Below are 13,652 nucleotides of genomic sequence, written 5' to 3' on the forward strand. Positions count from 1 at the left end.
TGCACCCATCGTGGGTCCACCCGGCGCCATCTCGCCACGACCGGTTCGCTCCCTGCTGTTAGGTGAAAACTCCTACAGGGTTATGATGCGTGGATGGAGCTGCGCCAGCTGCGCTACTTCGTCGCGGTGGCCGAGGAACTGCACTTCGGCCGCGCCGCGGCCAGGTTGCGCATCGCCGGCCCGTCGCTCTCCCAGCAGATCAAGGGGCTGGAACGGGATCTGGGCGTGCGCCTGTTCGACCGGGACCGCCGCTCGGTCGCGATGACCCCCTCCGGACGGGCCCTGCTCGCCCGAGCCCGCGCGGTGCTCGAACAGGCCGACGAGCTGCGCCGTTCCGCGGCCGGCCTGTCCGCCACCGAGCCGGTCCAGCTCGGCCACGTCGGCTGGATGCCGCCCGACCTGGCCGCCCGCGCGTCCGGCGTCGCGCAACTGCACGTCGACGCGTGGGTCATGCCGTCGCACATCCAGGCCGGCCGGGTCGCCGACGGCAGCATCGACCTGGCCATCTGCTGCGCGCAGACCGGTGACCTGGCCGGTCACGGCCTCGAGGCCCGGCTGATCGGCGCGTACCGGCTCTTCGCGGTCTCCGCCGGCGCCGAGACCTCCGCCGTCCAGGCCGAGGACACCGCGGTGCTGGTGGATGCCGACACCGCCACCTGGGGCTCGTGGAACCGTTACGCCGAGGAGTTCGCCCGCGACACCGGCGCCCACCTCGTGCACATCGACGACGGCGGCATCACCGGCCGGGCCTTCTTCGACCACGTACGCCGGCTCCGCCGCCCCGTGATCAACTCGGTGAAGGGCCATGGCGCACCGGTGCCGCCGGACCTCCACCGGCGCGCGGTGGTCGGCCCGGCACCGTGCTGGACATGGGCCCTCGTCTCCCGGCGCGACGAGACCCGCGAGGCCGTGCTGGCCACCGTCGAAACGCTGACCCGCGACGTCGGCGGCCTCGGTCTGGACGACGAGGGGGCGTGGCTGCCGGCCGGCGACCCGTTCCGCGCCGCAGGGCCGGCGGGTCCGGGGCCCCGGCCACCCTCGGCGGGGAAAGAGCCACCGGCCGCGACCCGATACCGGTGATCCTCATGATGGTCCGCGGCCCGGTTCCGAGGGCACGTCACGGAGGCCGTTCCACGACGTAGCAGGACCTGTCGTGGAAGCCGGTCACGCGGGCGCCGCCCTCCAGCAGGCCGCCCAGCACCTCGCGCACGGCCAGCCGCCACGCCCCGGCGGCCCGCGGATCGGCGCGGCGCAGCGCCTCGACGTCCCGGGGTACGGCGACCAGCACCGTTCCCGCCCCGGCCGCCTCGGACGGTTCCCGCACCGGGCTGCCGTCGTCTCCTTCGATCAGCGCGCTCACCGCGTCCGGCGGGATCACCGGGTGGTGCGGCTCCCCCCGGACGGCGGCCAGGACGTGCGGCTCGGTCAGCCGCCAGACGGCCAGCACCCGGTCCGAGGCGTCCCCGGCGTTGATCGCGTCGCCCATCGCGCCGTAGAAGGACGGCAGGTACTCCTCCGGGCGGGCCCCCAGCTTGGCCAGGTTGAAATGCGCGTTGCGCCGCACCAGCGGATCGTAGGTCCAGGTGATCCGCTCCAGGCCGCGCTCCAGCGCCCACGCCCGCTGGTGCAGCTTCAGCGCGAACCCGATCCCGCGCCCGGCCAGGGTGCCGGTGACGTGCGAGTGCAGCACCTGCCCTGCCGGAGCGCCCAGGAAGCCGACCGACGCGCCCACCAGCCTGCCGCCCTCGTACGCTCCGGCCACGTAGTTGCCCGCGTGCGACAGCGCCCGCATCAGCTCCACGGTGACGGGCGCGCCGCCGGGGGCAGGGTGCCAGATGCCGTCGAACAGGCGGAAGACGTCCTCGAACTCCTCGATGGAGCGCAGCTCGCGCAACACCGGGTCGTTCACCCGGGCGTTTCCCCGGTTCGCCGGTGACATCGCGCCGCTCACGAGAGCACCGCCCTGATCAGGCCCGCCAGCAGCGCCGCGCGGCCGGGCATCTCGGCCACGACGACGTGCTCGTCGTCGGCGTGGGCGCCGCCGCCCACCGCGCCGAGCCCGTCGAGGGTGGGGCAGCCCGCCCCGGCGGTGAAGTTGCCGTCGGAGGCCCCGCCCACGCCGGCACCGGTGAGGGGGGCGAGTCCCAGATCGGCGGCGACCTCCTGGGCGAGGGCGAACAGCCCGGCCGACGAGGCGTGCTCCAGGGGAGGACGGTTCGGGCCGCCGGTGATCTCCAGCCGGGTCCCGGCGATCCGGGGGGAGAGCGCCCTCATCAGCTCGTCCACCCGCCTCTGCGCGGCGAGGGTGGGCACGCGGGCGTCCACCGCCAGGCGGGCCAGCGCGGGCACGGTGTTGGCCGTGGTCCCGGCCGACAGCACGGTGGGCGTGACGGTGGCAGGTCCGAGGGGCCCTCGCGTCACCCGGCCGCCGCCCGTCCGGTGCCCGGGGGCCCGGCCGCCGCCGGTGTGGCCGTCGCTCGTCCGGCCGCCGTCCTCCCGGCCGCCGGTCCGGTGGTCGTGGCTCTGGCCGCTGCCCGCCCGGCCGTCGCTCGTCCGGTCGCCGTCCTCCCGGCCGCCGTTCACCCGCTCGGCGATGCCGGTGACGGCGAGGATCTGGTGGGCCAGCTCGACCCCCGCGTTCGCGCCCCTGCCGGGGTCGAGCCCCGCGTGCGCGCCACGGCCGTGCACCACGACCTCGTACATCGACGTGCCCTTGCGTGCGATCTTGAGTGCGCCGCCCTCGGCGCTCGCCTCCAGGACGAACGCGGCCGCGCAGGCGCGCGCCGACTCCTCGACCAGCGCGCGAGAGGTCGGAGACCCGACCTCCTCGTCCCCGGTGACCAGCACGCACACCCCCTCCGGCGACGGCAGCGCGGCCAGCGCGTGGAACATCTGGACCAGCCCGGCCTTCATGTCGAACACCCCGGGACCCCGGGCGATCCCGTCGGCGACCGACCAGGGGCGGGCCAGGAGCGAGCCGATCGGCCAGACGGTGTCGTGGTGGCCGAGCAGCAGCACCCTGGGGGTGCCGAAGGTCCACCGCAGGTGGGTGACGCCGCCGATCACGATCGTCTCGGCCCTGACGCCGAGCCGGCGGTGCCCCTGGTCGGCGACCACCCGCGCGCTGCGGGTCACCGCCCGGTGGTCGGCCGAGAACGACTCGCACGCGACGAGCTCTCGCAGGTCCTCAAGCATGCCGTCCAGGTTCACCGTGGTCGCCTCTCCGCCGATCCGTTGTTACCGCGACCGTATGACAGGCCGAGATCGTCCACTCCGCCGTCCGGCCCGGATCGCCCGCCCCGCGCGGGGCCGGCGACGACCGGCGCGGGGCGGCGCCGGGGCGGCCGGTCGGTGAAGGAAAGTTACAGGGAGTATCACGGAAGTGGAGATAATTGACGCGAACGGTGGGTCGAACGTATTGTCCGGACAACGCCGACGCCTCGGTATTGGTGCCTTGACCTCGAAGAACACCCAACGGAGCGGTTCATGAAGCGACTAGCAGCGGCAGCGGTCTCCCTCTGCCTCGCCGCCGGTGCCGCGGCGTGTGGCGGCGGCGGCGACAGCTCCGCCGGTGGCGTCTTCACCACGATCGACGCGCTCAAGCCGGGCATCGACGCGAACGCGCCGATCAACCCGTACAACCCCAAGGGCAACGCCTTCCGGGGCTACAACGCCGAGTGGCTCGGGTGGACCAAGAACCACCTGACCGACCCGAACCAGTTCTACCCGGGGGTCGCGCAGAGCTGGCGAATCGCCCCCGACCAGTCCTCGATCACCCTGCGGCTCCGCCCGGGCGGGAAGTGGTCCGACGGCGAGCCGATCACCGCGGAGGACGTGAAGTTCTCCATCGGCCTGGCGTACACCCAGGGCGGCACCGCCTACGCCCTCGATCCCTCCGCGGCCGGTACGGCCTCCGACATCACGATCGTGGACGACAGGACGATCAAGATCACCCAGGCGGCGAGGAATCCCAGCTCCTCCTTCGTCCGCAGCGTCATGGAGACCGTCATCGTCCCCGAGCACGTCTGGCGCGGCGTGCTGCCCGCCGACTTCTGGCAGAAGCTGAAGCTCGCGCAGAGCACCGCCCCCGGGGCCGAGGCGGCGCGGGCCGGGATCACCAGCCTCGCGGACAAGGTCATCTCCTTCGCCCCGGCCAAGGACGTCTCCGCGGGGCCGTTCGTCCTGAAGCGCGTCAACCCGGGCGAGGCGCTGCTGGTCAAGAACAAGAACTTCTACAACGCGGCCAACGTCGCCGCCGACCAGGTGCGCATCCTCAACTACACCGGCAACGAGCAGGTCTGGAACTACCTGGTCGCCGGCAGGCTGGACAGCGCGCCGTTCACCGCGGTCCCCGCCGGCGTGATGCGGCGGATCACCGAGACCTCGGGCAACGCCGTCGTCAGGGGATACTCGCCCGTCAGCGAGGGATTGGCGTTCAACCAGTCCAGGAAGCCCTACGACAACGTGCACGTCCGCCGGGCGCTGGCCTACCTGATCGACCGCAGGCAGGTCACCAAGGTCGCCTCCCCCGAGGGCGGCACCGCCTCGGTCACCACCTCGGGCCTGCACCAGGAGGCCGCGAAGGCGTGGCTGGGCGACGGCCTCGCCGCCCTGGAGCCGTACCGGCACGACCCCGCCAGGGCCGCGAGCGAGCTGCGGGCCGCGGGCATGAGGAAGGTCGACGGCAGGTGGGCGATGCCCGACGGCAGCCCCTGGAAGATGACCATCAACGTGCCCGCGTCCTTCTCCGACTGGCTGGCCGGCGCCAAGGCCGTCACCAGCCAGCTCAACGACGCCGGCATCGACGCGCAGGTCGTCACCACCGCCGACTACCCGCTCTACCTGGAGGAGATGGCGGCGGGTAAGTACGACCTCGGCTTCTGGCTGGTGGCGCTCGGCCCCGCACCGTACAACATCTTCCAGCGCCTGTACGGGGCCCAGAACGGCTGGCAGCTCTTCGGCGGCAGGCTCAAGCACGTCGCCCCCGGCACGGAGGGCAACTGGATGGGCGGCGCCGAGCTCATCGACGTCAGGGGCGTGGGCAGGGTCAACCCCGGTGAGCTGGCGGTGAAGCTGAACTCCGTCCCCGAGGCCGAGCAGCGGCGGATCGTCTCGACCCTCGCCAGGACCGCCAACCAGGACCTCCCGGTGATCCAGCTGTGGGACTACGTCAACACCCAGGTCGTCAACACCACCCGTTTCACCGGATTCCCGGGCGATGACAGCGACGCGCTGCGCCTCACCTCCGGGGTCTGGCTCCAGCTCGGCATGGTCAAGAGGAAGGGCCACATATGACGGTCATCGCACGCCGCCTCGCGGGCCACCTCGTCCGCGGGCTCGCCATGATCCTGGTGGTCACCACGATCAGCTTCGTGATCATCAGGAACATCCCCGGCGACCCCATGCGGGCCCGCTACGAGAAGCTGGTCGAGCAGGGCATGTCGCCCGACCAGGCCGAGCGGGCCGTCGCGGTGCTGTACGGGTTCATGCCGAAGGGCACGATGTGGGAGCAGTACCTCGACTACATGCGGGGCCTGCTCCACCTCGACCTCGGCCAGTCGCTGAGCGTCCCCGGCGCGGAGGTGACCACCCTGCTCGGCTCGGCGGCCACCTGGACGATCCTGCCGGTCCTCGTCGGCACCCTGCTCAGCTTCGCGGTCGGCATCATCCTGGGCGTCTACGCGGCGATCAAACGGTCGAGCAAGCTGGGCGACATCCTGGCCGTCTCCGGCTCGCTCCTGCACGGCCTGCCGCAGTACGTCCTCGCGCTGCTGCTGAGCGCGGTCTTCACGACCCTGCTGCCGATCTTCCCCTCCAGCGGCACCGCGGACGTCACGCTCGAACCCGGCCTCAACGCCGCCTACATCGGCTCGCTGGTCCAGTACGCCACCCTGCCGGTCCTGACCTACGCGCTGGCCGGGTACGGGGGCTGGATCCTGGCGATGAAGTCGAGCGTGGTCACCGTGCTGGGCGACGACTTCATCCTCGCCGCCGAGCTGCGCGGCATGAAGCGCGGGATCATCTTCCGCTACGTGGCGCGCAACGCCATCCTGCCGCTGTTCACCATCCTGGCGCTCTCGCTGGGCCTGCTGTTCGGCGGCGCGATCTTCATCGAGCGGATCTTCACCTACCCGGGGCTGGGCCTGCTGCTGCTCAACAGCATCACCGACCGCGACTACGCGCTGATGGGCGGGGCCTTCTTGCTGATCACCGTGGCGATCGTCATCGCCAACATCGTGGCCGACATGCTCTACACCGCCATCGACCCACGGGTCCGTTCCGGACAGGAGGCGTCATGACCGGGCGAATCAGGGGAGCCGCAGGAGGCGGCCCGCAGGTCACACCGGTGGCGGAGGTGGTCGCATGACGGCGCCTGCCATCACCACCGGCAGCGCTCCCGGCGCTCCCGGCGCTCCCGGCACCCCGGGCGTCCCGGGCGTCCCCGGTGTCTCCGGCACCCGCGCGGCGCAGCGGCGCAACTTCTGGCGCGGCGTCTGGCGGGTCCTGCGGCGCAAGCCCAGCCGGATCGTGGGCGTGGCCATCCTGGGCGTGTTCGCGTTCATGGGGATCTTCGGGCCGCTGCTCTACCCCGCGCGGCTGCCGCGCGACGACAACGCGCTCTACGCCGCGCCGAGCCTGGCGCACCCCTTCGGCACCGACTTCGAGGGCACCGACGTGCTCGCCCTGGTGGTCACCGGCTCCCGGTACGTCCTGATGACCGCCCTGGTCACCGCCGTCATCACGGTCGCCCTCGGCACCGCCGTCGGGCTGTTCGCGGGGTTCCGGCGCGGGCGCTGGGACAGCGTGCTCATGCGGATCACCGACATGAAGCTGACCATCCCCGCCCTCCCGCTGCTGCTGGTCCTGTCGACCGTATGGAAGTTCACCAGCGCGATCGAGATGGGCCTGGTGCTCGGACTCCTCGGCTGGGGCGGCGTGGCGCGCGCCGTACGGTCGCAGACCCTCTCGCTGCGCGAGCGCGGCTTCATCGAGGCGGCCAGGGGGCTCGGCCTGTCCGGCCGGCACATCATCGGCAGGGAACTGCTGCCCAGCATGGCCCCCTTCATCGCGATGAACATGCTCATCGCGGTGACCGGCGCGGTGTACGCGCAGGTGGGCCTGTTCTTCCTGGGCGTGCTGCCGTTCGACGCCAACAACTGGGGCGTCATGCTCAACCTCGCCGTGTTCGGCGGCGGCGCGCTGACGACGACCACCGCGCTGCCGTACATGCTGGCGCCGCTGCTGGCGATCCTGCTGCTCACCCTGGGCATCGTCCTCGTCGTCGACGCCATGGACGAGATCTTCAACCCCCGGCTGCGGGAGGACTGAACACATGTTCACACGTTCGGAGAAGGTGTCCGTGACACCGGGCGAGCGGCGGCCCGCCGCCGTGCGGCCCCGGCGCGCCTGGGGCACCAGGCGCACGGAGGGCATCGGGGACATCGAGAGCACCGAAGGCACCGCGGGCCTCCGCGAGGCCGGGAGGAGCGGCCCGCCGGGAGTGCGCGTCAACGGCCTGTCCGTCGTCTACCGGACCTCGGCGGGGGAACTGCCCGCGGTGTCGGGAATCGATCTCGAGCTGGTGCCCGGGACGATCACCGGGGTGGTCGGCGAGTCGGGCTCCGGCAAGTCCACCCTGGCGCTGTCGCTGCTCAACGCGGTCCAGCCCCCCGGCAGGATCCGCTCGGGCAGCGTGGAGATCGACGGGCTCGGCGATGTCGTCGGGTTGCGGGGCGACGATCTGCGCCGGGCGCGGGGACGGCACATCGGGTACGTCTTCCAGGCAGCCCAGAACTCCCTCAACCCGCTCAAGACGGTCGGCAAGCAGCTCCTCGACCTGGGCCGCTCGCACGACATCCAGGACCTGCGGGGGCTGGTCAGGGACGCGAAGGACCTGCTCGGCAGGATGGGCATGGACGGCGCGCGCGTGCTCGACTCCCACCAGCACGAGCTGTCCGGCGGGATGCGCCAGCGGGTCGGCATCATGCTCGCGCTGGTGCTCAACGCCCACCTCGTCATCCTGGACGAGCCCACGACCGCCCTCGACATGATCACTCAGGCCACGATCCTGCGGATCGTCAGGGAGGTCCACGAGGAGCGCGGGCTCACCACGCTCGTCATCACCCACGACCTCGGCGTGGTGGCCGAGGTCGCCGACCGGCTGGCCGTCATGTACGGCGGGCGCGTGGTGGAGCAGGGGCCGACCACCGAGGTGCTCGGCGCCCCCCGCCACCCCTACACCCAGGGCCTGATCCGGGCCATCCCGCGCCTGATCGGCGACATCGGGGAGGCCAGGGCGCTGCCCGGCCGCCCGCCGACGCTTGGGACCGTTCCGTCGCGGGGATGCGTCTTCAGGGAGCGTTGCGAGCTGCGCATGGACGTCTGCGAGACCGAGGAGCCGCCCGCCGTCTCGCGCGGTGAGTGGATCGTGGCCTGCCACGCCGTCGCCGCCCGCCACGCGGACGAGGACGCCGCGCGTACCGGGAAGGGGAACGGGACCCCGAACGACAACGGGAACGCGAACGGAAACGGGAGCGGGGCCGGAGCCGGGAACGCCGCGCGTGGCGCGAACGGGGCCGCGACCGCGAACGGGACCGCGTACGAGGACCGGGACGCGGTCGCGCGAGGAGCCGGACGGGTCGCCCGGACAAACGGACCGAGGGAGAAAACGTGATCACTGGTCGGGGAATCACGAAGACCTTCAAACAGCGGGGCAGCCTCCTCGCCGGACGCGAGGTGAAGGCGCTGCGCGGCGTCGACTTCGCCATTCCGAAGGGCGGGGCGGCGTCGTTCATCGGGGAGTCGGGCTGCGGCAAGACGACGCTCGGGCGGATCATCGCCGGGCTGGAGAAACACGACTCCGGAGAGATCACCATCGACGGCACGCCCATGTCGTCGCTGCGCCCGAAGCAGCGTGAGCCCTACTTCCGCCGTATCCAGCTCATCCACCAGGACCCGTACTCGGCGCTCAACCCGACCCGCACGGTGCACCAGACGCTGGACGCGCCGCTGTCGCTGCGGGCCGCGCAGACCGGCCGCTCGCGGGCGTGGGTGGACGGGCGCGCGCAGGAGCTGCTGGAACTGGTCGGCCTCGACCCCGGCTACGTGCTGTCGCGCTATCCCCACCAGCTCTCCGGCGGCATGCGCCAGCGGGTCGTCATCGCCCGCGCCCTCACCGTCGACCCCGAGATGCTCGTCGCCGACGAGGCCGTCTCCATGATCGACGTATCGCTGCGGCTGGGCATCCTCGCCCTGCTCAAGGACCTCCGCGAGCGCCTCGGGGTGAGCGTGCTGTTCATCACCCACGACGTGGCGACCGCGCGCTACATCGGTGACGACGGCGAGCTGTACGTCATCTACCGGGGCGAGGTCGTCGAGCGCGGCCACGTCGAGACGATCATCTCCGGCCCCGTGCACCCGTACACCCAGTCGCTGCTGTCGGCGATCCCCGTGCTGCACGGCCTGGAGCGGCCCGGCGAGGAGCCGGTGACGCCGACCGGGGCGCTCGACGAGAGCCGCCTCGACGCGGGCTGCCTGTTCGCCCGGCGCTGCCCGTTCCGTACCGGCCGCTGCGAGTCGGAGCATCCGCTGCTCGGCCACGGCGGCGGCACGCCCCAGGAGCACGCCTGCTTCCATCCCGCTCCCCGCAACGTCGTCGCCATGCCGGTCGGCCACCCGTGAACCCGCTGGGAGACGGTCCCGGGGCGGGGCCGTGGAGCGCGGGCGCGGCGTCCGGGATCCGCGAGGCCGTCGCCGCAGACTCGGCGGCGCTCGCGGGAATCGCCGGGGCCGCGCTCACCCATGACGCGGGGGAGGCCGCGAGCCTGGTCGCCAGGCTCGCCACGCCGCCCGCGCGCCGGTCCTGGACGGCACTGGTGACGGGCGGCCTCGACGGTGTGGCGTTCGCCTCCATGTCGGCGCGCGACCCGCACGCGGGCCACATCGACCTGCTCGCGGTGCGTCCCGAGGCCCGGGGGAGGGGCCTCGGCCGGGCGCTGGTCACCGCGGCCGAGGACTGGCTGCGCGACCGGGGGGCGACCGAGGCCCGCCTGGCCGGCAACCCGCCCTGCTACGCCTGGCCCGGCATCGACGTGCGCTACACCGAGGCCGCCTGCCTGGCCGAGAGCCTCGGCTACGAGCGCTACCGGGTCGCCTGGAACATGACCGCCGACCTCACCGGAGACCTGTCCGTCGAGGCCGACCTCGCGCGGCTGGCGGCCTTGGGGGTCACCGTGCGCGCCGCCGCCCCCGGGGAGCGCGCCGCCGTGTCGGCGTTCGTCGAGGAGCAGTGGAACGCCAGGTGGGCCTGGGAGGCGGAGCAGGCCACCGGCTGCCACTACGCCGTCAGGGAGGGCGAGATCCTCGGTTTCGCCGCGTGGGGTTCGAGGCCCTCCTGGTTCGGCCCGATGGGCACCGCGCCGGCCGCGCGGGGCCTGGGAGTGGGCCGGGTGCTCGTACGCCGCTGCCTCGCCGAGCAGCGGGCCGCCGGCATGTCGAGCACCCAGATCGGCTGGGTGGGTCCGCTGCGCTTCTACGCCAGGGCGGTCGGCGCGCGCGCCGAGCGGGTCTTCTGGCTCTACCGCCGTGGCCTGCCGTGACGGCCCGTGCCCGCGGGGCGGGCCGATGGGCGGGCTCCCACCGGGTATGTGCCTGTAACGGCCTCACTGTCAGAAGATCATCTACTCAGCGGTAGTGAGATCAGGAAAACTAACGACATGGGACGTCATGAGTGATCAACTAGCCACACTGTCCACGCTGTCCACCGAGCAGAGCGATCCGCGCTACAGCCGGATCGACCGGCTTCCCACCGACCAGGTGGCCCGGCTGATGAACGCGGCGGACACCGCGGTGCCCGCGGCGGTGGCCGAGGCGATCCCGGAGATCTCGGCGGCGGTGGACGCGATCGTGGCCCGGATGAAGGCCGGAGGCCGCCTGTTCTACGTGGGCGCGGGGACGTCGGGCCGGCTGGCCGTGCTGGACGCCTCCGAATGCCCGCCGACCTTCGGCACCGATCCCGAGCTCGTCCAGGGCGTCATCGCGGGCGGCACTCCCGCGCTGACCCGTTCGGTCGAGGGCGCGGAGGACGACCACGCCGGGGGAGCGGCGGCCCTCCGGGAACGGGGGGCGGGCGCGCTCGACGCGGTGGTGGGCGTCTCCGCCAGCGGTCGCGCGCCGTTCGTGCTCGGCGCGCTCGCCGAGGCGAACCGCCGAGGCGCCCTGACCGTGGGACTGTCGTGCAACGCCGCGACCCCGCTGTCGGCGGCCGCGCTGCACCCCATCGAGGTGATCGTCGGCCCGGAGGTGGTGACCGGCTCCACCAGGCTCAAGGCGGGGACCGCGCAGAAGCTGGTCCTCAACATGATCTCCACGATCGCGATGGTCAAGCTGGGCCGTACCTACGGCAACACCATGATCGAGGTGTCGGCGATGAACTCCAAGCTGGCCGACCGGGCCGCCAGGATGGTCAGCGACATCACCGGGGCGGCCCTCTCCGCCGCCCGCTCCGCGCTGGAGGCCGCCGGATGGCACGTGAAGGTCGCGGTGCTGATGATCGAGCACGGCCTCGACGCCGCCGGCGCCCGGATCCTGCTGGAGCGGCACGGCGACCAGTTGGAGGCGGCGCTGGAGGCGGCGGGACAGGCCAGGGGCGCCTGAACTTCTCGCGGAAGGGGAAGCGGAAGGGGAACCGGCGCCGGCCGCGGAACCCGGGGCCGAGACCAGGAGCGGGATCGGGATCAGGGCCGGGAGCGGGACCGGGACCAGGGCCGCGGAACCGGGATCGGGGCGGGAATCCGAGCCGGGACCGGGGGATGGAGCGGGAGCGATGACCGATTTCGCGGAAGGCGCCCGGCTCGCCGGGATCCTCGGGGCGGCGGTGCCGCGCGTCTGCTCGGCGGCGGTGGCCGCGATCGCCGTGGGCGGGGTCACGGTGGCAGCCGCCGCGGCCGGGGAGGCCGTGCGCTACGCGTCGGCCTCCGGGGAACTCGCCGCGGACCGGCCGCGCGCCCTCCGTGACTCGGTCTTCGACCTCGCCTCGATCACCAAGCTCTTCACCACGGCCGTCATCCTGTCGCTGGCCGAGGACGGTCTTCTCGGCCTGGACGAGCCCGTCGCGGCCTGGCTGCCCGGCGGCTACGGCGGCGCCCCCGAGGTCACCCTGCGGCACCTGCTCACCCACACCGCGGGCCTGCCACCGGGACGCAGGGCCCACGAGGAGATTCCCGGCGACGGCCCGGAGATCCACGCCACGCGCATGGAGCGGATCCTCTCGACAGCGCCGATCGGTCCCGCGGGCGAGCGCTACCTGTACTCCGACGTCGGGCTGATCACGGCGGGCCGGGTGGCGGAGATCGCAGGCGGGGCCTCCCTGGACGAGCTCGCCCGCGTCCGGGTCGTCGATCCGCTGGGCCTGCCCGACACCGGCTACCGCCCCGCCGCGTCCCTGCTGCCCCGGATCGTCGCCACCGAGCACAAGCCCGAGCGCCCGGGTCCCGGATGCGTGCGCGGCGAGGTCCACGACGAGACCGCGCACGGCCTGGGCGGGGTCGCCGGGCACGCCGGGATCTTCTCCACCGCCGACGACCTCGTACGCTTCGCCGAGGCGCTGCGCACCGGGGGAGCGCCGGTGCTGGGTCCCGGCGCGGTCGCCGAGATCACTCGCGACCACGGCGTGCGGGGCGCGGACTTCCGCCACGGCCTGGGCGTGCGCATCGGCGATCCCGCGATCGTCGGCCCGCTGGCCGACGCCTACGGCCACTCCGGCTTCACCGGCACCTCGCTCGTCGTCGATCCCGGGCGCGCCCTCACCGTCGTCCTGCTGACCAACAACGTCCACCCCCTGCGCGGCCGCGCGGGCATCCGCGACCTGCGCCACGCCGTCGCCGCCGAGGCCCTGCGCCTGTCCTGAGCCCGCGCGCACGCTGTGGCCCGGGCCCTGATGGTGCCGGCCACCACCCCGGCGTGCCCGGGGTGCGGGCGCTCCGGGGGACGAACTCATCCCTTCCGCGCTCGATCGCGATGCCGTGAATTACGGACATGCTAAATCTCTCGTTGAGTGAAGCCGAGCGGGTGTTGTCCGCCGGGGTCGCGAGGGCGGCCGAGCTGCCGGTTCCGATCCATCGCCGTCCTCGACGCCGGGGCCGACCTCAAGGCGTTCTTCCGCATGGACGGCGCAGGCACCTGGTCCGGGCATCGGCTCTCCCCTGTCACAGGTGCGCGAGGCTCGATTCCCGGGCTTGTGCGGCAGCCGGGCGTCGCTTCATACGGCGTCGGCGGATCGATCCGCGTCCGCCCCGACGCGCCGGCGGCCCCAATCCACCAGCGGCTGCAGAATCCTCATCAGCTCCTCGCCGTCGGGGGAGAGCGCGTAGCGGATCTGTACCGGCGTGGTGGGGATCACGGTACGGGAGATCAGGCCCTCGTACTCCAGCTCCTTCAACCGCTGCGTGAGCAGCCGATCGGAGATCCCCGGCACCAGCAGGCGGTACTCGCCGAATCGGCGGGCGCCGCGCAGTCCGGCGAGCAGGATCGCGCTGGTCCACCGGCGGCCGACGAGCTCGACGATGCCCTGAAAGCTGCGGCAGCTCGGTTCGTGGATGGCCGGGCGGGCGGGGTGTGCACTCTGCGGCGTCTTGGCGTTCACTTACTAAAGA

12 protein-coding genes are annotated in these 13,652 nt (G+C 72.8%); 9 read left to right on the forward strand and 3 right to left on the reverse strand.

The annotated features are described in order from the left end of the window. Nucleotides 1–93 precede the first annotated feature (93 nt). On the forward strand, nucleotides 94–1,080 hold the full coding sequence (locus tag ACTOQ1_RS27010; protein ID WP_440070806.1) for a LysR family transcriptional regulator: 987 nt from the start codon (nucleotides 94–96) through the stop codon (nucleotides 1,078–1,080). Nucleotides 1,081–1,117: 37 nt separating this feature from the next. Here ACTOQ1_RS27010 and ACTOQ1_RS27015 read toward each other — a convergent pair whose 3' ends face one another. Then, on the reverse strand, nucleotides 1,118–1,951 hold the full coding sequence (locus tag ACTOQ1_RS27015) for a GNAT family N-acetyltransferase (RefSeq protein WP_440070807.1): 834 nt from the start codon (nucleotides 1,949–1,951) through the stop codon (nucleotides 1,118–1,120). Then, entirely contained in the window at nucleotides 1,948–3,195 is a 1,248-nt protein-coding gene (locus ACTOQ1_RS27020) for a M20/M25/M40 family metallo-hydrolase (protein ID WP_440070808.1), read from the reverse strand. Before ACTOQ1_RS27020 ends, ACTOQ1_RS27015 begins: the two co-directional genes overlap by 4 nt. Before the next feature lie 291 nt (nucleotides 3,196–3,486). Here ACTOQ1_RS27020 and ACTOQ1_RS27025 point away from each other — a divergent pair, with 291 nt between their 5' ends. From ACTOQ1_RS27025 to ACTOQ1_RS27060, 8 genes are all read left to right on the forward strand, one after another. Next, nucleotides 3,487–5,295: an ABC transporter substrate-binding protein gene (locus tag ACTOQ1_RS27025; protein WP_440070809.1), complete on the forward strand. Its 1,809-nt coding sequence runs from the start codon at nucleotides 3,487–3,489 to the stop codon at nucleotides 5,293–5,295. Next, nucleotides 5,292–6,299, forward strand: coding sequence for an ABC transporter permease (locus ACTOQ1_RS27030; RefSeq protein WP_440070810.1), 1,008 nt, complete (start codon nucleotides 5,292–5,294; stop codon nucleotides 6,297–6,299). Before ACTOQ1_RS27025 ends, ACTOQ1_RS27030 begins: the two co-directional genes overlap by 4 nt. A gap of 64 nt (nucleotides 6,300–6,363) precedes the next feature. Beyond that, the gene (locus ACTOQ1_RS27035; RefSeq protein WP_440070811.1) at nucleotides 6,364–7,329 is read left to right on the forward strand and encodes an ABC transporter permease; all 966 of its coding nucleotides are present in this window, start codon (nucleotides 6,364–6,366) and stop codon (nucleotides 7,327–7,329) included. 4 nt (nucleotides 7,330–7,333) lie between these two features. Further along, nucleotides 7,334–8,674: an ABC transporter ATP-binding protein gene (locus tag ACTOQ1_RS27040; RefSeq protein ID WP_440070812.1), complete on the forward strand. Its 1,341-nt coding sequence runs from the start codon at nucleotides 7,334–7,336 to the stop codon at nucleotides 8,672–8,674. Next, nucleotides 8,671–9,681: an ABC transporter ATP-binding protein gene (locus ACTOQ1_RS27045; RefSeq protein WP_440070813.1), complete on the forward strand. Its 1,011-nt coding sequence runs from the start codon at nucleotides 8,671–8,673 to the stop codon at nucleotides 9,679–9,681. Before ACTOQ1_RS27040 ends, ACTOQ1_RS27045 begins: the two co-directional genes overlap by 4 nt. Next, complete coding sequence (locus tag ACTOQ1_RS27050; protein WP_440070814.1) at nucleotides 9,678–10,598, forward strand: GNAT family N-acetyltransferase; 921 nt, start codon at nucleotides 9,678–9,680, stop codon at nucleotides 10,596–10,598. Before ACTOQ1_RS27045 ends, ACTOQ1_RS27050 begins: the two co-directional genes overlap by 4 nt. Before the next feature lie 127 nt (nucleotides 10,599–10,725). Continuing rightward, nucleotides 10,726–11,655 (forward strand): N-acetylmuramic acid 6-phosphate etherase, encoded by a 930-nt coding sequence (murQ, locus tag ACTOQ1_RS27055; RefSeq protein ID WP_440070815.1) that lies wholly within the window; start codon nucleotides 10,726–10,728, stop codon nucleotides 11,653–11,655. Between the two features lie 169 nt (nucleotides 11,656–11,824). After that, nucleotides 11,825–12,907 carry a serine hydrolase domain-containing protein gene (locus tag ACTOQ1_RS27060; RefSeq protein ID WP_440070816.1) on the forward strand — a complete coding sequence of 361 codons (1,083 nt, stop codon included), beginning with the start codon at nucleotides 11,825–11,827 and terminating at the stop codon, nucleotides 12,905–12,907. A 351-nt stretch (nucleotides 12,908–13,258) separates the two neighbouring features. On the opposite strand, the gene ACTOQ1_RS27065 is transcribed toward ACTOQ1_RS27060, so the two are convergent. Beyond that, complete coding sequence (locus tag ACTOQ1_RS27065; protein WP_440070817.1) at nucleotides 13,259–13,642, reverse strand: winged helix-turn-helix transcriptional regulator; 384 nt, start codon at nucleotides 13,640–13,642, stop codon at nucleotides 13,259–13,261. Nucleotides 13,643–13,652 lie beyond the last annotated feature (10 nt).

It is taken from the genome of Streptosporangium sp. OZ121 (assembly GCF_051918885.1).
Taxonomy (GTDB): Bacteria; Actinomycetota; Actinomycetes; order Streptosporangiales; family Streptosporangiaceae; genus Streptosporangium.

Excerpts from the sequence above, each read along its gene's own strand:
- ACTOQ1_RS27010 (WP_440070806.1), top strand. The coding sequence starts at position 94 with ATGGAGCTGCGCCAGCTGCGCTACTTCGTCGCGGTGGCCGAGGAACTG.
- ACTOQ1_RS27020 (WP_440070808.1), bottom strand. The coding sequence starts at position 3,195 with ATGCTTGAGGACCTGCGAGAGCTCGTCGCGTGCGAGTCGTTCTCGGCC.
- ACTOQ1_RS27025 (WP_440070809.1), top strand. The coding sequence starts at position 3,487 with ATGAAGCGACTAGCAGCGGCAGCGGTCTCCCTCTGCCTCGCCGCCGGT.
- ACTOQ1_RS27030 (WP_440070810.1), top strand. The coding sequence starts at position 5,292 with ATGACGGTCATCGCACGCCGCCTCGCGGGCCACCTCGTCCGCGGGCTC.
- ACTOQ1_RS27035 (WP_440070811.1), top strand. The coding sequence starts at position 6,364 with ATGACGGCGCCTGCCATCACCACCGGCAGCGCTCCCGGCGCTCCCGGC.
- ACTOQ1_RS27040 (WP_440070812.1), top strand. The coding sequence starts at position 7,334 with ATGTTCACACGTTCGGAGAAGGTGTCCGTGACACCGGGCGAGCGGCGG.
- murQ (WP_440070815.1), top strand. The coding sequence starts at position 10,726 with ATGAGTGATCAACTAGCCACACTGTCCACGCTGTCCACCGAGCAGAGC.
- ACTOQ1_RS27060 (WP_440070816.1), top strand. The coding sequence starts at position 11,825 with ATGACCGATTTCGCGGAAGGCGCCCGGCTCGCCGGGATCCTCGGGGCG.